The organism is Cystobacter fuscus DSM 2262, assembly GCF_000335475.2.
GTDB classification, from domain to species: Bacteria; Myxococcota; Myxococcia; order Myxococcales; family Myxococcaceae; genus Cystobacter; species Cystobacter fuscus.
On record NZ_ANAH02000002.1, the window covers coordinates 13,751 to 34,281 of the forward strand.

Sequence of the window (20,531 nt, forward strand, 5' to 3'; positions counted from 1 at the left end):
GCTCGGAGGGCCGCTCGCATGGCGGCTCAGAAGTAGGTGACGCGCACCTCGGGCTCCGGTGCCTGATCCGGAACGCCCTCGCGCTTGCGCTGGCAGGCGGCGCAGCACTCCGCCCAGGGGACGAGCTGGAGCCGCTCGATGAGGATGATGGCGTAGCAGTCCTCGCACAGGCCGTAGATGCCCGGGGTCACCTCGAGCTTGTGGATGGCCCGCTGCACGCGCGGCAGCAGCTGATCATCCCGCTCCTCGCCGGACTCGGCCGCCTCGCGCAACTGCTCACGCTGGTCCTCGTCGATGGTGGCCCATACCCACTCCGGGGGCTGCTTGCCGGACAGGACGTAATGCAGCACGTGGAGCTGGTGCTCGGCCTCGCGGCGCTGGGCCTCGCGGCGCATGGTGACGAGCTTCGGATTCTCCATGAGGCGCGACAGGCGCTGCTGCACCTCGCGCCGCATCCCGGTGTCCCGGGTGATGTGCTCGATATAGGCCTGGGGCGAGACTTCCGCGGGTCCACACACCTGCTGGAGCACGCGCTCGAAGACGGGCTCGATGCCCACGGTCGCCGCGGTGGCGATCCAACTCGTGGAGGCGTTCAGCGCATCGAGGGTGGAGAGGATCGCTTGATGGATGTCCTTCCACTGCGGCGGGGGGCCTTCTGGGGAACCGGTCGTCATGCCTGGGGGCATCTAACCACAGGGAACCGGGAGACACACGAGCCCGCTTTTTCGCGGAGTTCGCCAGCAGGGTCCACCGCCGGGCCACCCTGGCGCGCCCGGCTGCCCCAGGGGCGAACCCCGAATTCCCAGGCGCCCGAGGAGCCGCGCCCCCGGTGAACTCAAGCGGCGGAGGCCAGGCGGATGCGGCCGTGCGCCGGCGCGGGCAGGGTGAGGGTGGGCGTGAGTCCGGGGGCCACCTTCGCTCCCGTCAGCAGCGACGAGGGGTGGAAGTTCACGAAGCACCCATCCACCCGCGAGGGCCCCGCGAACACCTTCTCGACGATCATCGACGAGTACTGCTCCAGTGAGCTCTCGCGGGTGTTGCCGTTGAGGACGACTTCCCAGCCCATCTGTTCGGCGAAGGCGCGCACGCCGGGGATGCCCGATTGCAGCGGGGTGTAGCTCTCGGTGGCGATGCCGTTCTCGCTCACCACGAAGATCTCCTGGTCCGTGGCCACCGCGAGCGACATGTTGCCCAGCGTGTGCCCGGGCGTCGACAGGAGCGCCACGCCCCGGCCGAGCCACGTGTCCCCGTCCAGCAGCACCACGCGCTCCCCGGGCACACCGTCGGTTCCCCCCGGCACGTACCAGACGCGCTCCAGCGGGTGCAGGTTCTTCACCGACGCCCACTCGGCCCGCTGCACCAACAGCTTCGCCCGGGGGAAGTACGCGGGCTGACCGTCGCCCCCGAGCCAGCGCCGCACGTCCTGCACATGCAGGTGATCGAAGGCGATGTAGTCCACGTCCCCGGGCCCGAGTCCCAGCGCCTCGAGGTGCCCCTGCACGGTGCCGTGCTTGCGCGTCATCACCTTGTCCGCGAGGAAGGCGCCGTACTTGCCGCGCAGCGACTTGTAGAAGGGCGCCTCATGCCCGCGCTCATAATCGCTCGGGTTGAAGAGCAGCACGCGCGTGGTCCCGTCCTCCTCGAACTGCACCACCTGCATGCGGTTCATGATCATCACGTAGGGCGCCGGAGAGAGCGCCGCGCCGCTGAAGGCGAACAGGGCCGGATAGGGGAAGGTGATGAGATCGCAGGTGGCGAGTGCCTGGACCGGGCCGTCCGCCGCGAAGGCCTCGCGCGCCTGCCAGGCCGCCCGGCGCAGCTTCTGCAACCGGGAGCTGGCGAGGGGCTCGGCGCGGGCATCGGAGAGGAAGGGCAGGGGGCGGAAGGAAGGAGTCATGGGGTTCACCGGGAAAACGCACGATCCAGGGGGAATGTGTCGCACGTTTCGAGGGGCGGCTGGATGCTCCCGGGCGCGGCGGGGGGGCCTCGGGTTCACTGGTAGACGGGGCCTGCGGGCAGGCGGCCCGGCGTCCGGTGAGCATCGGAGCGCATCATGTAGAGAGCCCTCCACCCGAGGGCCATTCTGGTAGGGTGGGGACAGAGGACTGGCATGGCGAAGCGGAAATCGGAAGACGCGCTCTCGGGCGAGGCGCTCAACGACGAAGTGCGGGTCGAGGCCTCGCTGCGTCCACGCTCCTTCGACGAGTACGTGGGCCAGAGCGCCGTCGTCGACAAGCTCCGGGTGTACGTGCAGGCGGCCCGCAGCCGTGGGGAAGCGCTCGATCACTGTCTCTTCTCGGGGCCTCCCGGTCTGGGCAAGACGTCGCTCGCCTACCTCATGGCCACGGAGCTGGGCGTGGGCATCCACGTCACCAGCGGACCGGCGCTCGAGCGCAAGGGGGACCTGGCCGGCCTGCTCACCAACCTCAACGAGCGTGACATCCTCTTCATCGACGAGGTGCACCGCCTCAACGCCGCCATCGAGGAGTACCTCTATCCGGCGATGGAGGACTTCCGGCTGGACATCACCATCGACACCGGCCCCGCCGCGCGCGCGATGAAGATCGATCTGCCGCCCTTCACCCTCATCGGCGCCACCACGCGCACGGGCCTGCTCACCTCGCCCCTGCGTGACCGCTTCCAGATCCAGGAGCGGCTCGAGTACTACGAGCCCAAGCACCTGGAGATGATCCTCAACCGCTCCGCGCGCATCCTGGGCGTGAAGCTGGATCGCGACGGCGCCCGGGAGATCTCCACCCGCGCCCGGGGCACGCCCCGCATCGCCAACCGGCTCTTGCGCCGCCTGCGCGACTTCGCCCAGGTGGAGGGCGATGGCACCATCACCAAGGAGCTCGCTTCCCAGGCGCTCACCCGCCTGGGCGTGGACGCCTCGGGCCTGGACGCCATGGATCGGAAGATCCTCCTGGCCATCCTCGAGAAGTTCGGGGGCGGGCCGGTGGGCGTGGAGACGATCGCCGCGAGCGTGGGCGAGCAGCGCGACACCATCGAGGATGTGTACGAGCCGTACCTCTTGCAGGAGGGCTTCCTGCAGCGCACGCCGCGGGGCCGCACGGCCACGCACCGCGCCTACACGTACTTCAACAAGAAGGCGCCCGAGTCGGCGCAGGGGACCCTCTGGTGAGCACCGCGCCCGTCGTCCATCCTCCTCGTGCCTCGCGGGTCCCCCGCGACTTCTATGAGGACTTCGTGCGCTTCTCCCAGGGCAGCCAGGCCGGCTTCCTCGCCGAGCGCGAGCGCTGGCTGCGCGCCCTGCCCGTGGAGGCGCGCGAGGAGCTGCTCTTCGAGTTCGAGATGCTCCTGCGCGGCCTGGAGCGCTATGTCCACCAGGAGGACAACGGCGTCACCGATGCCCAGGAGCAGCCGCTCGTCACGCGCGACTTCCGCGAGGAGCTCAAGGACATCCGCGCCACGCTCAGCCAGGCCATCCGCCTCGCCCGGCACCTGTTGGATCCGGACTCGGACCAGAAGCTGCAATTCCGCCGCTACGTGGAGACGCAGCTCGCCGATGACCGGGGCATGCGCTCGCGCATCGAGGGCGAGCGCAAGCAGGAGACGCCCCAGGAGAGCCTCTTCGTCCTGCGCCAGTCCTTCGAGTCGCTGCGCAACCTCATCGATCACCTGCTGCAACTGCCGGTGTGCGGCCTGAGCCTCTTCACCGACGTGGGCAACCTCGTGCTGCGCGAGATCGTCCTCAACCGCTACTTCCGGCCCTGCCGCCTCACCGAGTTCCGCCTGGAGTACGATCGGCTGCGCTCACCGCGCCTGCTGGAACTGCTCGCCACGGTGCCCGCGGAGACCCGGCCCCTCTTCACCACCGTCTACCTGGGCCTGTTCCGCCTGCTGCACTGTCTGGCCTACGTGAGCCAGGACGCCCAGGGGCCCATTCCCCGGCGCGTGCGCGTGCTGCTCGCCCTGGTGCGCAGCGAGGCGCTCAGCCTCGTGGGCTACCTGAAGAACGAGATCGCTCCCCGGGCGGGCCCCAAGCCGCTCCAGGCCGCGTGCCTGCGCGCCGCGCGCGACATCGCCCGCGAGACGGAGCGCATCGCCCGCGACATCCTCGTGGAGCTGGACAGGGATCGCGCCGCCGCCGCGCGCGCCTCCTACGCCTTCACCCAGCTCTTCCAGGCCCAGGTGGTGGCGCTCACCGAGGCGCTCTCCCCCGGCTCCGCCTCTGGCGAGGCCCCCTACGAGCAGCTCGTCTCCGCCACCGAGAGCGCCGAGCGGTTGCGCCGCGACCTGTGGGTCTTCTCCCAGTTGTGCCGCGCGGCGGAGGGCCACCTGCGCAACGACAACGTGCCGTCGGCCGAGGCCGTCATCTCCAGCATCGTGGCCTTCCTCGGCTACTTCCAGGACGGCAGCTACCAGTTGCTGCGCTACGTGGACTACGAGGCCTTCGATCGTTTCTCCGCGCTGCTCACCGAGCTGCCCTGGCCTCCCGAGGGGCCCGCCGTGCGCACCCGGCTGATCGAGGATCTGCGCGGCTTCTCCCAGGTGCTGGAGAACACCTTCGCCGCCGTCAGCCGCCGCGCCCAGCTCCGGGGCTTCAACTTCGACCGGGAAGAGGCGGAGCGTCTGCGGGATCGCTTCCTCGCCGAAGGCAGCTGAGCCGGTGGGGCCCGCAAAGGGCCCCGGTGGACGGTTTCATCCAGTGCGGGTTTCGTCCGGTTCGCGGCATTGCAACCGCGCTGGACTTCACGCTTTTTGCCCGCCGCCGTTTGATTCCGGCCCCCCGTCTGCGCTATCTGCGGGGCGTCCGTGACGCGCCAGGACGGCGCGTCGGCAAGTAAAAGTCCGGACACATTTGTCACGGTGGCGGGGCTGGTGCACGGCGGGTCGAGGGGCTGTCGGAGTTCCCAAGGACGGGGGAATTCCAGCGGGACGCCCGAAAACTCAATGAGTTCAAGCCCTTGGACGAGGGTTGACTCCCCACGGTTCTCCTCGCAGGTTGAAGGGGGGCCTGGTTTGGGTTTTGCATCGATACGCGGCGCGTCAGATGGGCAGTGAACACAGTGAAGGCCCGATCCCGGAGGTGGAATCCGGGGTGGGGCAGAGAAGCATCCGCATCGGCGAGGCGACAAAAGAACATGCCTTACACCTCCTTCAACCAGCGCACCCTCCTCCAGCCCGTCCGTTGCCAGGGGGTGGGACTCCACTCCGGCGCCCCGGTGAACCTGTCCCTGCTGCCCGCGCCGGTGAACCACGGCATCGTCTTCGTGCGCACGGACACGCCGCGCCCGGTGGCCATCCCCGCGTTGACGGAGTACGTGGTGGACACGTCCCTGGCCACCACCCTGGGCAAGGACGGCGTGAAGGTGAGCACGGTGGAGCACCTGATGTCGGCGCTGGCCGGCATGGGGCTGGACAACGTGCGCGTGGAGGTGGATGGCCCCGAGGTGCCCATCATGGATGGGAGCGCCGCGCCCTTCTCCTCCCTCATCTCCGAGGCGGGGGTGCGCGAGCAGGAGGAGCCGCGCCGCCTGCTGGTCATCAAGAAGACGGTGACGGTGACGGACGGGGACAAGGAGGCGAGCCTGTCGCCCGCCAAGGGCTTCCGCATCTCGTGCACCGTGGACTTCAAGCACCCGCTCATCACCGAGCAGTCCTTCGAGCTGGAGTTCTCCGACCGGTGCTTCGCCCGGGAGATCTCCCGCGCGCGCACCTTCTGCTTCCGCCGGGACGTGGAGATGCTGCAGAAGATGGGCCTGGCGCGCGGCGGCTCGCTGGACAACGCCATCGTGGTGGATGAGTTCTCCATCCTCAACCCGGACGGCCTGCGCTTCGCGGATGAGTTCGTGCGTCACAAGATCCTGGACGCCATCGGGGACATCTCCCTCTTTGGCCGCCCCGTGATGGGCCACCTCAGGGCCTTCAAGACGGGCCACGCGCTCAACCAGAAGCTGGTCAAGGCGGTGCTCGCCGACCCCAGCTCTTACGAGATCGTCCCGGCGCGCAAGCACCTGGAGCTGCCCGAGCTGCGTCTGCCGGAACTCGGGCTCGAGCCCATGGTGGCGTGAGAAATTTCTTTGCGACTTCGGGGTTTTCTCGATTAAGGACCCCAACCCATATGCTCATGCGCTCGACTTCCACCCTCCTGGCCGGTCTGCTGGCGGCCTCCCTGTTCTCCGGATGCAACAAGGAGAAGGCCCCGGCGACCGCCGGCGCTCCCACCACCTCCGCCTCCTCCACGGAGCCCGCGCCCGACACCGTCGTGGCCACCTTCGGCGACGGTCAGAAGATCACCTTCGGTGAGCTCAACGAGCGCATCAAGGAGCCGCTGGCCAACCTGGAGAAGCAGAAGTTCCAGACGCGCAAGCAGGGCCTGGATGGCTTCGTGGTGGAGAAGCTGGTGAAGGCCGAGGCCGCCAAGCGCAACCTCACCGAGGAGCAGCTGGTCAAGGCCGAGGTGGACGACAAGATTCCCCAGCCGCCCGACGCGGAGATCCAGAAGCTGTACGACGAGGCCAAGGAGCGGCTGCCCCCGGGCACCACCTTCGAGCAGGTCAAGCCGCAGATCGTCGACTTCCTCACCGGCTCGAAGAAGCAGGAGCGCGCGCGCGAGTACTTCGCCGAGCTCAAGAAGAACGCCAACGTGCAGATCACCCTGCCCGAGCCCCCGCGCCCGCCCGCCGAGCGCAAGGAAGTGGCCGCCACCGGCCCCTCGCGCGGCCCGGACGGCGCCCCCATCACCATCGTGGAGTTCAGCGACTTCCAGTGCCCCTTCTGCAGCCGCGCCGTGAAGACGGTGGAGGAAGTGCTCAAGGCCTACCCGGACAAGGTGAAGCTGGTGTTCCGCCAGTTCCCCCTGGACTTCCACAAGGAGGCCCCCAAGGCCGCCGAGGCCTCGCTGTGCGCCCAGGATCAGAACAAGTTCTGGGAGTACCACGACGCCCTGTTCGCCAATCAGAGCGCGCTCAAGGTGGAGGATCTCAAGGCGCACGCCAAGACGGTGGGCCTGGACACGGCGAAGTTCGACAAGTGCCTGGACTCGGGTGAGAAGGCCGCGGTGGTGAAGGCCGATCAGGAGGCCGGCTCGAAGGTGGGCGTCACGGGCACCCCGGCGTTCTTCATCAACGGCATCCTGCTGTCGGGCGCCCAGCCGGTCGACGAGTTCAAGAGCATCATCGACAACGAGCTGAAGGCCAAGCAGTAGGGAGTCCGCGTGGCGGCTCGTCCCAAGGCCTCGCTTCGTCCAGGGCAGGGCGGTGAGCCGGCGGTGCTCGAGTTGGAGCGCCCGCTCGCCGCCAGCCTCACGCCGGGCCAACCCCTCGTGGCGCATTTCCACTCGTCCGAGGGGGTGGTGTTGTTGCGCGAGCCCGCCGCCCTGGGCGGCTTCTTCGCCGGCAGCCTCAGCTCGCTGTCCGTGGAGGAGGTGCTCGGCCATGTCGTCTCCGGCATCCGCAGCGGCCAGCTCACCCTCCAGAACGGTCCGGTGCAGCGCACCGTCACCTTCCGGGACGGCCAGCCCACCTTCGCCGTCTCCAGCGTGCACCACGAGCGGTTGGGCTCCGTGGTGGTGCAGCTGGGGCTCGTCACGCCCGAGCAGCTCCACCTCGCGCTCGGCAAGGTGACGCCCTCGCTGCGCATCGGCGCGGTGCTCACCCGCGAGGGCTTCCTGTCCGAGGCCAACCTCTACAGCGCCATGACGTACCTGGTGCGCGAGGTGATGCTCAACCTCTTCGAGATGGCCGAGGGCAGCTTCCTCTTCCTCGAGGGGCGTCAGCCTCCGGGAGATCAGGTGAAGCTCCAGGAGCGCACGAGGGATCTGGTCATCCAGGGCCTCAAGCGGGGCGAGGCGGTGGCGCGGCTGCGCCGGCGCTTCCCGGATGAGCTGATGGTCACCACCGGTGCCGAGGCGCCTCCTCCCGGAGAGGAGTCGCTCTTCGCCCAGGCGGCCCCTGGCACCTCGCTGGGCGCGCTGCGCTCCTTCTGGGAGGGCAGCCTCTTTTCCTTCCTCACCTGGGTGGAGGAGCGCATGCGCGATGGCGCGCTCGTCATCCAGCTCAGGACGACCGTGCCGGCCGTGGCGCCCGTGGCGCCCATGCCCCGGCGGGCCTCGGGCACCTTCGCGGCGATTCCCCCGCCCGTGGTGGCCCCCATGAGCCCCGAGGAGCGCTTCAACTCGCTGCTCGCGCAGATCCACACCGCCATCCGCCTCGCGGGTGCGAACCCGGACCTGCTGCGCGGCTTCCTCGAGTCGCCCCAGCCCGGGCTGGAGGCGGCCTACGAGGGCGTGACGCTCGGGCCGGATGGTCGCCTGGACGTGGAGCGCATCCGGAGCAACGTCTCCAGTGGTGGAGAGGCGCTCGCGCGCGCCATGACGCTCGAGGCGCTCGATGCCTTCGTGTCCTACGCGCTCTTCTCCGCGCGCAACGTGCTGCCCGGAGAGATGTCCGAGCGGCTCTACCGCGGCTACCGCGACCTGCAAGAGGGACTGTCATGACGGAGGTACTCCCCGCGCGGGAGCGGATCGCGCTCGCCGCGGATCTCCCCCTGGACGAGGGCCTGCGCCTCTATGAGCGCGTGGCGCCCCACGTGGGCTACGCCAAGGTGGGTCTGTCGCTCTTCGTGGAGCATGGGCCCCCGGCCGTGGCGGCCTTCCAGCGCCTGGGCGCGCGCATCTTCCTCGATCTGAAGCTGCACGACATCCCCAACACCGTGGAGCTGGCGGCCGCGCGCGCCGGAGCGCTCGGCGTGTCGCTGCTCACCGTGCACGCGGCCGGAGGCGAGAGCATGCTGCGCGCCGCGGTGAAGGGCGCGCGCGAGGGGGCTCTCGCCAAGGGACACGCGGCGCCCCGGGTGCTCGCGGTGACGGTGCTCACCTCCCTGTCCGCAGAGGAGGTGGCGGCGGTGGGCCTGCCCGGCACGCCCGAGGAGGCGGCGCTGCGGCTGGCGCGGCTGGCCGTGGGCGCGGGGGTGGACGGGCTCGTGTGCTCGCCCCGCGAGGCCGCCGCCTTCCGCCGCGAGCTCGGGCCCACGCCCTTCCTGTGTACCCCCGGCATCCGCCCCGCGGGCGCGGCCGCGGGGGACCAGAGCCGCGCGGAGACGCCCGCCTTCGCCCGGCGCGCGGGGGCGGATCTGCTCGTGGTGGGCCGCCCCATCCACACCGCCCCCGAGCCGCTGGCGGCCGCGCGCGCCATCGCCGAGGAAGTTTCCTCCGCCTGACATCTCGCGGGGGCCCTCCCTTTCATCCCCCTGGCCGCTTCCGCTCCCCGTCCCCAGCTTGTGTCCCAGGCTATCCGGCCAGGGGAGAAGACATGGACGCAAGGCGGTTGTTGGGGTGGGGCCTGGTCGCACTCTGCACGGCGTGCAGCGGGGCGAAGCAGGCGGTGCGGGCGTCGTCCGATGAGGCGGTGGGCGGTTCGGGTCCCGTGGCGGAGCGCTCCCAGGGGTCGCAGCTGCCGCCGGAGTCCCGGCGCTACGTGGATCAGACCCTGGGCTTCGAGCTGACCCAGCCGGGCGGCGACTGGCTCCTGGATGAGACGGACGAGCAGACGCCCGAGGGGCTCGCCATTCCCGTCGTCCTGCGCCACCGCACGAGCGGTGCCCAGGTGGTGTTGCAGGTGGCGCCCGCGGTGGCCTCGCCCATCCAGTTCGCCGAGCGGCTGACGCTGGGACTACGCAGCCAGCCCGGCTTCGTCACCAGCGATCCGGAGCCGCTGCCCCTGTCCGACAGCGCCGTCGGCTTCCAGTTCGCCGTGGGTGACAACGTGCGCGGCCGCGTGGTGGTGCGCGACGGCAGCGAGGGCCACGTCTTCATGATGCTCGCCACGTGGCCGTCGGCCGCGCCGGACGACGTGCCCGAGACGGTGAACACCCTCTTCGAGAGTGTTCACCCGCTGCCCGTGGAGGTGCCCGAGCAGCTCTGAGTCCGGGACTTCAGCTCCGGGCGCGCCCGCCACGCGCGGGCTTCGCCTTGGGAGCCGGAGCCGTGGGGGCCTGCGTGGCCTCGCTGCCCTCGAGCTGCGCGGCGCGGCGCCGCACGTACTCCACGAGCGTGCGCACGCCCACGCCCGTGGCGCCCTTGCCGTTGTAGCCGCGCTCCTTGGGGCTGATGGAGGGGCCGGCGATGTCCAGGTGCACCCACGGCGTCTCCCCGACGAACTCCTTGAGGAAGAGCGCCGCGTTGGTGGCGCCGCCCCAGCGCTCGCCCGAGTTCTTCATGTCGGCGATCTCCGAGCGCAGCGCGTCCTTCTGCAGCTCCGTCACCGGCATGCGCCACATCTCCTCGCCCGCCGCGCGCGCCGACTCCAGCACCTCGTTCACCGTCGCGTCGTGGTCGCCGAACGCGCCCGTGAGGTAGTGGCCGAGCGCCACCATGCACGCGCCGGTGAGCGTGGCCAGATCGATGAGCGCCGCGGGCTTGTGCTCGGTGGCCCAGGTGATGATGTCGCCGAGCACCAGGCGGCCCTCGGCGTCCGTGTTCGTCACCTCCACCGTCTTGCCCGAGCGCGACACGAGCACGTCGCTCGGCCGGTAGGCGGTGCCAGACGGCATGTTCTCGCACGCGCCGATGAAGGCGTGCACGGGGAAGGGGGGCTTCATCGCGGCGATGACCTTCATGGCCCCGAGCACCGCGGCCGAGCCGGCCATGTCCGTCTTCATGTCCACCATGGAGTCGGAGGGCTTGAGCGACAGGCCGCCGGAGTCGAAGGTGATGGCCTTGCCCACCAGCGCCAGGGGGGCCTGCTTCGCGTGCCGGGCGTTCTTCGGCGTGTACTCGATGTGGATGAGCTGGGGCTCGTTCACGCTGCCCCGCGCCACCGCGAGGAACATCCCCATCTTCAACCGCTCGATCTCCTTGCGCCCGCCCACGCTCGCCTTGAGGCCTCCCTGGCGCGCCATCTCCTGCGCCGCGCGGGCCAGCCGCTCGGGGTTGACGACGTTGGGCGGCTCGTTGATGAGATCCCTCGCCCAGTTGGTGGCCTCGGCCACGCGCTGCGCGAGCGCCACCGTCTGCTCGAGCTCCTTCGTCTTCTCCCCCTCGGCGAGCGCCAGCTTCACCGTGGTCAGCCGGGGCGCGTTCTTCTCCTCGCGGGCCGAGGACTTGTAGTTCTCGAAGCGGTAGGTGCCCAGCTCCAGGCCCTCCACCACGGCGCGCACGCTGGCCGTGGCGTCCTGCCCTCCGGGCAGCGCGAACACCAGCGAGCGCACCTTGAGCCGCTGGGCCGTCTTCGCGGCGCGGCCCGCCGTCAGGCGCAACACCTCGGGGGTGAACCGGGCACGCGGGCCCAGGCCGAGCAGCAGCACGCGCTCCGCCTCGAACTTGCCGAGCGTGTGCATCACGAAGGTCTGCTCGCTCTTGCCCTTGAAGCCCTCCTGGGTGGCGGCCGGCAGCAGCCGGGCCTCGAGCGCGGCGTGGGCCTGGGCGAGCAGGCCGGGCGAGCCTTCCCCGGTCTCGCCTTCGAAGAGGGGAATCACGAGCAGCTCACCGCTCGCGCGGGCGAGTTCGCCGGAGATGAAACTGAAATTCATGCGGGGGGACAGCTCCTGAAGAAGGGGCGCGGGACTGTATCGCCCGGAATGTTTCAAGCAAGAAGGGTCGATCACTCCCGCGTTGCATTGCCCCGTGCGGCTGACTAGGTCCTGCCCATGCCTTCGCTGTTGCTCCACCTCACGGCCATCGAGCGGCTGGCCGCCAACCCCGGCGAGCTGCCCGAGGACTTCATCCGCGCGCTCTCCGAGGATCTGGCCTACGCGCGCTTCGGCGCCGCCCTGCCGGACCTGCCCCTGTGCGAGGGGCTCGTCGGGGGGCTGGGCGCCCACTTCTCCGGGCGGGACTGGCCCCCCTTCGCGCGCATGTTCCACGAGCGCGCCCCGGTGGCCCTGGGCCTGAAGATGGCCGAGCTGGTGGCCGCCGGCGCCCTGGTGGGCACCGAGGCCGGGCTCGCGATCCTCGCCGGCTACTTCACCCACCTGTGCCTGGATCGCGCGCTCCACCCCCGGGTGGATGAGCTGGTGCTACGCCACCGGCGCCGGGGCGAGCACGCGCTCGTCGCCCACCGGCAGATAGAATGGACCCAGACGCTCTTCTACCTGCGCGAGCTGCATGGGGCGGACCTCATGGGCAGTCCGCGCCTGCGCTCGCGCTTCCAGGTGACCAAGAGCGCGGGCATGCCGCTCAAGGGCATCGGCCGGGGCATCTACGAGCTGGTGCGGCTCGCCTCCCAGGAGACGCTGCAGCAGGCGCCCACCAAGGCCGAGCTGGACGGGTGGGTGCGCGGCCTGTACCTGGGCGGGCTCTACCTCTCCAGTCCCCTGGGCCGCATGCGCGCCCTGCCGGCCTGGTCCCAGTTGAGCTTCCAGGAGCTCTACCGCAACGACTCCTTCGACTTCGCCGCCGAGGTGGAGCGCGCCGTAGAGCAGTCGCGCGCGGTGCTGCGGCGGCTGTTGGCCTTCATGGCCCGGGGCATTTTCACTCCCCGTGCCCGCTCGCGCTTCCTCTCCGAGTTCCCAGAAGGCAACATCGGCGCGCGCGCCGCCTAGGGAGAGCCCCCCGACCTTGTCCCACGGTAGGGGGCAGACGGCCGATCGAGCCCGAATCCCGGGGGGAATGCTCCTATCCGAACGTCAAGGGGGCCCCTATCCTCTTTTTGGGTATGACGCTTCTCCTCTTGATCGCAGCGGGTGTGTTCGCGGGCACCATGGGTTCACTCCTGGGGGTCGGAGGAGGTGTCATCCTGGTTCCAACGCTCGTCCTGGGGTTCAAGGTGCCGCTGGAGGACGCGGTGCCGGCGAGCCTGATGTGCGTGGTGGCCAGCTCCTGTGGCGCGTCGGCGCGCTATGTGGAGCGGCGGCTGAGTGACATCCGCCTGGGGCTGACGCTGGAGCTGGCCACGGTGACGGGCGCCATCGTCGGCGGGCTGGTGGCGAGCCTGGTGGCTCCCGCCTGGGTCGCCCTGGTGTTCGGCCTCTTCACGCTCTACGTGTCGGCGCAGATGCTGCTGGCGCGCGCGGCTCAGGAGCAGGGGCTCGACGACTACGAGCCCACCAACTATCCGCTGGGCATCTCCGGCTCGTTCGTGGCCGGGGGCCTGTCGGCGCTGCTGGGCGTGGGCGGTGGTCCACTCAAGGTGCCGCTGATGAACCACGGCATGCGCGTGCCCTTCAAGGTGGCCAGTGCCACGAGCAACCTGATGGTCGGCGTGACGGGGGCCGCGAGCGTGGCCGCCTACGCCTGGCGCGGACACGTGAACCTCGCGCTGGTGGCGCCGCTGGTGGTGGGGGTGTTGGCGGGCGCCTCGGTGGGCAGTCGGCTCATGCCGCGCCTGCCCACGGCCGTGCTGCGCCGGATGTTCGCCTGTGTGCTGCTGGTGGTGGCGGCACAGATGCTGTGGAAGGGAGTGGATGGGATATGGCCGAGCGTGGCGAGGTGATGACGAAGAATGTGTCCGTGCCCGTGGCGCAGTGGGTTCCCCAGGAGGTGCCCCAGCGAGTCATCTCGGGCTCCTTCCCGGTGGTGCCCCATGTTCCCGCCACCACCCCCACCCCCGAGCACATCGCGCGCGCGGAGGCCGGGGAGCGGTGGATCTCCCGGCTCCTCCGGGGGGGCGCCGCCTGCAGTGGCGCGCTCTTCCTGACGTCCCTGGCGCTCGAGTCCCTGCCGGACAGCGAGCCCGTGCACGTGGCCATCGACGTGCTGCGCAAGGGCGCCGCGTCCGCGCTGCTGGTGACCCCGGTGGTGCGCCTGGTGGTGGCGGGCACCACGCTCGGCATCCGCGGCGAGTGGCGTTACGCCGCCTACGCCGCCGGGGTATTGGGCCTGCTCGCGGTGGCGGTGGGGGCCGGCTTCCACGCCTGAGCCCCGGCGCCTGGGCGCTCAGTCGACGAGCGCTTGATAGACGAGCTGGCGCAGCTGCGAGCGCAGGGGGTAGGCACTCGACGGCATGAGCTGGGTCATGAGGACCACGGTCAGGTGCTCGGCCGGGTCGACCCAGAACGCGGTGCTCGCCATGCCGCCCCAGTGGTACTCGCCCACGCTCGTGGGCGTGCGGTAGGCCACCGGATTGTCGACCACGGCGAAGCCGAGCCCGAAGCCGACTCCGTCGAACCGGGTCTCGGCGAACAGCGGCCGACCAAAGGTGGCCAGGTCCGCCTTCCCCGGCAAGTGGTTCTGGGTCATGTAGCGCACGGTCCTCGGGGACAGCAGGCGCGCGCCGTCGAGCTCTCCGCCCCGCAGGAGCATCCAGGTGAAGCGCGTGTAGTCGCGCGTCGTCGACACCAGCCCGCCTCCGCCCGACAGCCACACCGGAGGCCGCATCACCTCCTGGCCGATCGCGTCGATGCGCGCGGTGCCCGGGGCTCCGGGCGCGCGGGTGTACAGCGCCGCCAGACGATGCCGCTGGGTCTCGGGACACCAGAAGGCGGTGTCCGTCATCCCGAGCGGCTTGAGGATGCGTTCGGAGAAGAAGGTGTCGAGCGACTGGCCGGAGACGACCTCGACGAACCGGCCGAGCACGTCCGTGGCCACCGAGTAGTTCCACTCCGCCCCGGGCTGGAACGCGAGCGGCAGCTTCGCCCACCCGCGCACGCGCGTGGCGAGATCGGCGCTGCCCATGTCGGCTTCCTGGAGCCGGTAGAGCTCGTCGGTGACGTGCGTGCGGTGGAAGCCGTACGTCAGCCCCGCGGTATGGGTGAGCAGGTGCCACACGCGGATGGGCTCCGTCGCGGGCACGGTGACGGGTCTGGCCGCGGGCCCTCCGGTGTAGACGCGCGGCTCGGCGAACTCGGGCAGCCAGCGGCTGACGGGATCGGACAGCTCGAAGGCGCCTTCCTCCCAGAGCATCATCGCCGCGACGGAGGTGAGGGGCTTCGTCATGGAGTAGATGCGCCAGAGGGTGTCCGTGCGCACCGGCACGCCCGCCTCCTTGTCGGCGAGCCCGTGGGACGTCAGGTGCGCGACCTTGCCGCGGCGCGACACCATCACCTGCCAGCCGGCGAGCCGCCCGTCGTCGACGTAGCGGCTGAAGTGCGTGTCGATGCGCCGCAGCCGCCGCGCGTCCAGGCCCACCTCGCCCGGATCCACGTTGACGCCAAAGCCCATGCTGGAGTCCGTCATCGCGCCGTCCACCCGCAGTCCATCATCTGGGCGGCGCCGGTGATGCCGCCCGCCGCGTCCGAGCACAGGAAGGTCGCGTAGGCGGCTACCTCCGAGGGCTCCAGGAGCCGTTTGACGGCGGCGGGGGCGAGCATGATCTTCTCGATGACGTCCGTCTCGCTCATGTGGTTGACGCGGGCCTGATCGGCGATCTGCTTCTCCACGAGCGGGGTGCGCACGTAGCTGGGGCACAGGGCGTTGACCGTCACGCCCTTGTCCGCGGCCTCCAGGGCCACCGTCTTCGTGAGCCCCATGAGCCCGTGCTTGGCGGAGATGTAGGCGGACTTGTACGGCGAGGCCACCACGCCGTGCAGCGAGGAGATGTTGAGGATGCGGCCCCACTTGCGCGCGTACATGAGGGGCAGGGCGTAGCGGGTGAGGAGGAAGGGCCCCACGAGCATGATGCGGATCATCAGCTCCCACTTGTCCTCGGGGAACTCCTCCACGGGAGACACGTGTTGGAGCCCCGCGTTGTTCACCAGGATGTCGAGCCGGCCCCACTCCTTCTGCGCCCGCTCGACGAGGAGCCGGCAGTCCTCGCGCGAGGACACGTCGGCCCGCTGCGCGATGGCGCCCGGGATGCGCCCGGCCACCGCGCGCGCGCCCGCCTCGTCGAGGTCCGAGACCAGCACCCGGACTCCTTGGGCGCCCAGCGCCTCGGCGATCGCCTGGCCAATTCCACTCGCCGCGCCCGTCACGAGCGCGCACCTGTCCGTCAACGTTCCCATGGGTGCTCCTTGCATGGGGGAATCATCCCCAGTGCGAGGAGCACCGACAAGCCCGGCCCTCGGGTTTCGCGAGGGCCCTCTTGTCTCTTGCCGGTATGACGCGAGCGCGCATAAACCCCCGCCCCCATGAACCTGAACAACAAGTGGCTGTGGATGCTGGGCGTGGTGGGACTGATGGGCTGCGGCGTGAGTTCCCAGTCCGATGCGGTGACCGTGGCGGCTCGGAACTCCTGCGAGGCCTACGAGGACTGTGAGCAGATTGGCAGCGGAAAGAAATATGCGAACGCCGACGACTGCATGACGAGGGAGAAGGCCTTCTGGAACAACCTCTGGTCGGTGGAGGCCTGTGACGAGCACATCAACAGCAAGAACTTCGACTCCTGCCAGGATGCCATCAAGGTTCTGTCGTGTGGCAGCATCGTCGATCAGGCCCTGCTTGTCGCCGAGAAGTGCCCCCGGAACAAGGTCTGCAGCGGCAATCCGTAATCCGTAGAGCCGAGCGGAGCGCTCGCGCCGTCACCCGGGCCCACGGGTGAACGGCGTGGGGGCTGGCACTAGCGCTTGAGGCCGTAGTGCAGCACCACCACGCCACGCGGGTAGGGCGGCTGTCGTCGGGGAGGTGAAGTGCTGGCGCGAGTGGTACGCGTGCACCCGCGCTCCTATGCTCCAAGGGCTTCATCCGCACCAGGGTGCTCGTAGACATTGGTCCTCGCACTGGAGGCACCCGTGTCTGGCGGACTCAATTCAAATGCCGTATCGAGCCTCAAGAGCTGAGTGCGGACAGTCTGCGGTGGAGTCCGCTCGGCATGTGTCCGCCAGTGGTCCCTGTGCGCCATTTTCTTCTCCAAGGTCACAGCCCCAAGGCCCCAGTGTGGGACGACAAGGAATGCCCGAGGAGAAGAGATGCGCCGCGCTTTGGAATGGATGATGCTAGTACTCCTTTGCTGCTGCTGTGTGACAGCAAGGCACGCCGGAGGGACGCCGGACTCACGGTTGGTGGAGGCGCAGGTAGCATTTGACGAGGGGGTCACGCTCCTCAACGCGGGCAGGTATCCCGAAGCCTTGACCCGGGCCGAGCAGGCCCTCACGCTCCGGGAATCCATTCTCGGCGCCGAGCACCTCGACGTGGCCAACTGCCTGCGTCTGATGGGAAACATCTATCAGCGCCAGGGCAATATGGCACGGGCCGAACCCCTGCTTCAGCGCGCGCTCTCTCTCCTGCAGCTTCTTCCAGGCAAAGCAGACCACGCCACCACCCAAACACTCCTCAGCCTCGCCATGCTTTATACAAAGCAACTGCAGTACGACAAGGCCGAGCCGCTCTGCCTGCGCGCGCTCGCCATTCGAGAGGCGGCTCTCGGCAAGAGCCACCCCGACGTCGCCGAGGCTCTTCACGTCCTGGCCGTCCTCTACACGGAGCAGGAGCGGTACGACCAGGCCGAGCCACTTTACCGGCGCTCGCTCACCATTCGCGAGGCGGCTCTCGGCAAGAGCCACCCCGACGTCGCTAAGACCCTCCACGGCCTCGCCGCTCTCTATTCCAGCCAAGGCTTGTATGATCAAGCCGAGCCGCTCTACCGGCGCGCTCTGGCCATTCGTGAGCAGTCCCTCGGCAAGAACCACCCCGACGTCGCCGAGTCTCTTCTCGGTCTCGCAGCCTTCGCCTACACGAAGGGGTTGATTGATCAGGCCGAGCCACTCTTCCAGCGAGCGCTCGCCATCCGCGAGGCAGCCTTCGGCAGCGAGGATCCTGACGTCGCCGAAGTTCTCAATAACCTCGCCATTCTCTACCTGGTGAAAGGGCTTTACGATCAGGCCGAGCCACTTTTTCAGCGAGCGCTCGCCATTCGCGAGAATGTCCTCGGTAAGAGGCGCCCCGAGGTTGCCGAGGTACTCGGCAACCTCGCCACCCTTTACATGGGTAAAGGGCTTTACGACCAAGCCGAGTCACTTCTGCAACGCGCGCTCACCATTCGCGAGACGGCCCTCGGAGCGCGTCAATCCGACGTCGCCAATACCCTCAACACCCTCGCCAGGCTCTACGTGGAAAAAGGGTCGTACGGCCAGGCCGAGCCCCTCCTACAACGAGCACTCGCCATTAGCGAGGCGGCCCTTGGTAACAACCATCCTGTCATCGCCGACTCCCTTGGCCGTCTCGCTGAAATCTACCAGACACAGGGGTTTAACGATCAGGCCGAGCCCCTCTTACAACGTGCGCTCGCCATCCGCGAGAATGCTCTCGGCAAGAGCCACCCCGACGTTGCGGTTTTGCTCACTGGTCTTGCTTCTCTTTATTTGGACCAGAAGTCATACGATCGCGCCGAGCCCCTCTTCCAGCGAGCGCTCGCCATCCGCGAGAATGCCCTTGGCAAGAGCCACCCCGACGTCGCGATTTCGCTCTCTGGCCTCGCCGCCATCTACATGGAACACGATCAACTCGATCGAGCCGAGCCACTGCTCCAGCGCGCGCTCGCCATCAATGAGGCCGCATTCGGGGAGAGCCACCCTGCTGTTGCCGTTTGTCTGCGCAATCTCGCAATGGTCGACCTCGAGCGGGGATTGCGCGACCCGCGATTTTACGACCGGGCCGAGCCACTGCTCCAGCGCGCGCTCGCCATTCGCGAGGCCTCTCTTGGCGCCAGTCACCCCGACATCGCAATCTCGCTCGACGACTTGGCCCGACTCTACCTGAGAGAGAATCGCCTCGCTGACGCACTGCCCCTCCTCAGGCGCTCCTTCTTCATTTCCGAGCAACGCTTGCGTTGGGAGGCGCTCGACTTCTCTGAAACGCGCCTCCTCGGTTTCCTCTCCACGACCGTGAGTGCGCCCGAGAAGACCCTTTATCTCCTACTAGAATCTAACATTGAAGACTCTGAGCTTCAACGCATGGCACTCAGCGCCGTGCTACTGCGAAAGAACCGGTCCCTCGACGAAGCAGCGACCATCTCACACACCGTCTACCGAAAGTTGAGTCCTGAAGACCGCGACACCTTCGATCAATTGCGTGGCTTGCGCACTCAATTGGTCGCCCGTCTGCAGAGGAGTTCCGAATCGCGGATCACCGAAGCGCCCCCACGCCTGAGTCTCAAGGCATTGGCTACCCGGGGCGACTCGCTCGAAGCGGAGCTCGCAAGACGCTCCGCCCCCATGCGCGCGCTCCTCGCCCCACCACACCCGGACGAAATCATCCGCCGAGTCGCCAGTGAACTTCCCAAGGACGGAGCGCTCGTCGAATTCATCGTCCTTGAATACGACATCCACCGCTTCGCACCCGTTCTGCCTCCGCAGATCATTCCCAACCAGCAGGATTATCTTGCGTTGGTGCTCCTCCCCGATGCGTCCGTTCGCGCCGTGAACCTCGGACCGGCTGAACCCATCGACGCGGCCGTGTCGCGTCTGCGCACCCTCCTTGCCCAACCCCGAGCCTCCGTCGAAGCCGCAGCCCAGGACGTCTACGGGCGAGCCTTTCAACCCCTGCGCTCCGCTTTGGGCTCTACTCGCCGCCTTTTCGTCTCTCCCGACGGCCAACTGGGCCTGATTCCTTTCTCCGCCCTCCACGATGGCCACGATTTCCTCCTCGACTCCTTCGACTTCATCTACCTGAATTCTGGAAGGGATTTATTGACGCATCCTCAAGATGCCCCCCCGTCTTCTTCCGTTGTCGTCATCGCCAATCCGGACTTTACTGCCTCACCTCTCGCCTCATCCAACCCCCGAGGCCTTTCCCCACTGGCGGATCGCTCCGGCGCCCTCGAACGTTTCTTCTCTGTCGTGCAAATGCCTCCTTCGAAGGAAGGCTGGCGCCCCCTTCCAGGTACGGATGGGGAGGCCGACAAGATCAAGTGCGTCCTGCCCCAGGCTCAACTCATCCTCGGCCTGGAGGCGACAAAAGAGCGACTGCTCCACCTGCCTCCCCCTGGAATCCTTCACATCGCCACTCACGGATTCTTCATCCCTGACGAGCCCCGTCTGGAACTCTTTCAACCCCCGTGGACGGCGTCGCTGTTACGCTCGGGTCTCGTCATGGCAGGGGCCTCCGTGGGCCCACCCGTCAACACCATCGCGACTGCACTTGAATTGTCCGGCATGGACCTGTGGGGCACGCAGCTCGTCGTCCTCTCGGCTTGCGACACGGGCAGCGGATGGGTCCAATCCGGCCAGGGGATTTATGGCCTACGACGCGCCATGGCCGTGGCTGGCGCGGAGACGGTGCTCATGAGTTTGTGGCCGGTCAGTGACGAAACCACTCCGCTGCTCATGTCCATGTACTACCGCCACCTCCTGCTGGGCGAGGGCCGAGCGTCTGCCTTGCTCGCGGCCATGCGCGAATTCCGGGCGTCTTCCAGCCATCCTCCACCCCATGAGTGGGCTCCATTCATCTCCGTAGGCAGCAACGCCCCCCTTCGTGCCATCGCTCCCACGGGTGTGCAGGCCCACTGCCCCTAAGTAGGTGACCAAAAGTTCCTTTACACAAAGGGCTCATTCCCAGAGGGAAATGGGCCCTGTAGGTGTCGAGGACTTCTCGCTACCTACTTAGGCAGACCGAACCTTGGTGCGCTGCGCTCCAGGAGAGTCAGGGACCGCGCCGCGTGAGCCTCAGCGCCAGCGAGGATGCCTCAGGTAGCCCGAATGCCGGGGGGAGGGCGGCCGTCAAGCCCCCTCCCGTTGTCGTTGGGAGCGTGGTTCGC

Annotated in this window: 17 protein-coding genes; 12 read left to right on the forward strand and 5 right to left on the reverse strand. The window is 68.6% G+C overall.

The genetic code is table 11. From position 1 onward, the window contains the following. Positions 1-26: 26 nt before the first annotated feature. Both D187_RS04000 and D187_RS04005 read right to left on the reverse strand, forming a co-directional pair. A complete protein-coding gene (locus D187_RS04000) occupies positions 27-674 on the reverse strand; it encodes a TraR/DksA family transcriptional regulator (RefSeq protein WP_002622408.1) in 648 nt (215 codons plus the stop codon). Positions 675-835: 161 nt separating this feature from the next. Continuing rightward, positions 836-1,897: an MBL fold metallo-hydrolase gene (locus tag D187_RS04005; protein ID WP_043428332.1), complete on the reverse strand. Its 1,062-nt coding sequence runs from the start codon at positions 1,895-1,897 to the stop codon at positions 836-838. 213 nt (positions 1,898-2,110) lie between these two features. Between D187_RS04005 and ruvB the strand changes: the two genes are divergently transcribed. From ruvB to D187_RS04040, 7 genes are all read left to right on the forward strand, one after another. Continuing rightward, complete coding sequence (gene ruvB / locus D187_RS04010; protein WP_002622406.1) at positions 2,111-3,142, forward strand: Holliday junction branch migration DNA helicase RuvB; 1,032 nt, start codon at positions 2,111-2,113, stop codon at positions 3,140-3,142. Next, positions 3,139-4,626, forward strand: a complete 1,488-nt coding sequence (locus D187_RS04015; RefSeq protein ID WP_002622405.1) for a hypothetical protein — start codon at positions 3,139-3,141, stop codon at positions 4,624-4,626. The genes ruvB and D187_RS04015 overlap by 4 nt, the downstream gene beginning before the upstream one ends. Positions 4,627-5,105: 479 nt before the next feature. Continuing rightward, positions 5,106-6,035, forward strand: a complete 930-nt coding sequence (gene lpxC, locus D187_RS04020) for a UDP-3-O-acyl-N-acetylglucosamine deacetylase (protein WP_002622404.1) — start codon at positions 5,106-5,108, stop codon at positions 6,033-6,035. A gap of 50 nt (positions 6,036-6,085) precedes the next feature. Beyond that, a complete protein-coding gene (locus D187_RS04025; RefSeq protein WP_002622403.1) occupies positions 6,086-7,171 on the forward strand; it encodes a thioredoxin domain-containing protein in 1,086 nt (361 codons plus the stop codon). 9 nt (positions 7,172-7,180) lie between these two features. Continuing rightward, positions 7,181-8,461, forward strand: a complete 1,281-nt coding sequence (locus tag D187_RS04030) for a DUF4388 domain-containing protein (RefSeq protein WP_002622402.1) — start codon at positions 7,181-7,183, stop codon at positions 8,459-8,461. Further along, entirely contained in the window at positions 8,458-9,183 is a 726-nt protein-coding gene (gene pyrF / locus D187_RS04035; RefSeq protein ID WP_002622401.1) for an orotidine-5'-phosphate decarboxylase, read from the forward strand. The genes D187_RS04030 and pyrF overlap by 4 nt, the downstream gene beginning before the upstream one ends. Before the next feature lie 92 nt (positions 9,184-9,275). Further along, complete coding sequence (locus tag D187_RS04040; RefSeq protein ID WP_002622400.1) at positions 9,276-9,887, forward strand: hypothetical protein; 612 nt, start codon at positions 9,276-9,278, stop codon at positions 9,885-9,887. Between the two features lie 10 nt (positions 9,888-9,897). On the opposite strand, the gene D187_RS04045 is transcribed toward D187_RS04040, so the two are convergent. Next, complete coding sequence (locus D187_RS04045; protein WP_002622399.1) at positions 9,898-11,493, reverse strand: leucyl aminopeptidase; 1,596 nt, start codon at positions 11,491-11,493, stop codon at positions 9,898-9,900. Between the two features lie 117 nt (positions 11,494-11,610). On the opposite strand from D187_RS04045, the gene D187_RS04050 reads away from it, so the two are divergent. The 3 genes from D187_RS04050 (at position 11,611) to D187_RS04060 (ending at position 13,819) form a co-directional block, all read left to right on the forward strand. Further along, positions 11,611-12,504, forward strand: a complete 894-nt coding sequence (locus tag D187_RS04050) for a zinc dependent phospholipase C family protein (protein ID WP_002622398.1) — start codon at positions 11,611-11,613, stop codon at positions 12,502-12,504. Between the two features lie 113 nt (positions 12,505-12,617). Beyond that, the gene (locus tag D187_RS04055) at positions 12,618-13,394 is read left to right on the forward strand and encodes a sulfite exporter TauE/SafE family protein (protein WP_043428334.1); all 777 of its coding nucleotides are present in this window, start codon (positions 12,618-12,620) and stop codon (positions 13,392-13,394) included. Beyond that, complete coding sequence (locus D187_RS04060; protein ID WP_002622396.1) at positions 13,373-13,819, forward strand: hypothetical protein; 447 nt, start codon at positions 13,373-13,375, stop codon at positions 13,817-13,819. Before D187_RS04055 ends, D187_RS04060 begins: the two co-directional genes overlap by 22 nt. Positions 13,820-13,837: 18 nt before the next feature. Here the strand turns inward: D187_RS04060 and D187_RS04065 are convergent, their stop codons facing one another. Together D187_RS04065 and D187_RS04070 are read right to left on the reverse strand one after the other, a co-directional pair. Further along, the gene (locus D187_RS04065; protein WP_002622395.1) at positions 13,838-15,076 is read right to left on the reverse strand and encodes a serine hydrolase domain-containing protein; all 1,239 of its coding nucleotides are present in this window, start codon (positions 15,074-15,076) and stop codon (positions 13,838-13,840) included. Next, the gene (locus tag D187_RS04070; protein ID WP_002622394.1) at positions 15,073-15,843 is read right to left on the reverse strand and encodes a 3-hydroxybutyrate dehydrogenase; all 771 of its coding nucleotides are present in this window, start codon (positions 15,841-15,843) and stop codon (positions 15,073-15,075) included. The genes D187_RS04065 and D187_RS04070 overlap by 4 nt, the downstream gene beginning before the upstream one ends. A gap of 126 nt (positions 15,844-15,969) precedes the next feature. Between D187_RS04070 and D187_RS04075 the strand changes: the two genes are divergently transcribed. Together D187_RS04075 and D187_RS04080 are read left to right on the forward strand one after the other, a co-directional pair. Continuing rightward, on the forward strand, positions 15,970-16,329 hold the full coding sequence (locus D187_RS04075) for a DUF6184 family natural product biosynthesis lipoprotein (RefSeq protein ID WP_002622393.1): 360 nt from the start codon (positions 15,970-15,972) through the stop codon (positions 16,327-16,329). Between the two features lie 417 nt (positions 16,330-16,746). Further along, on the forward strand, positions 16,747-20,289 hold the full coding sequence (locus D187_RS04080; protein ID WP_043428336.1) for a CHAT domain-containing protein: 3,543 nt from the start codon (positions 16,747-16,749) through the stop codon (positions 20,287-20,289). Positions 20,290-20,531: the final 242 nt, after the last annotated feature.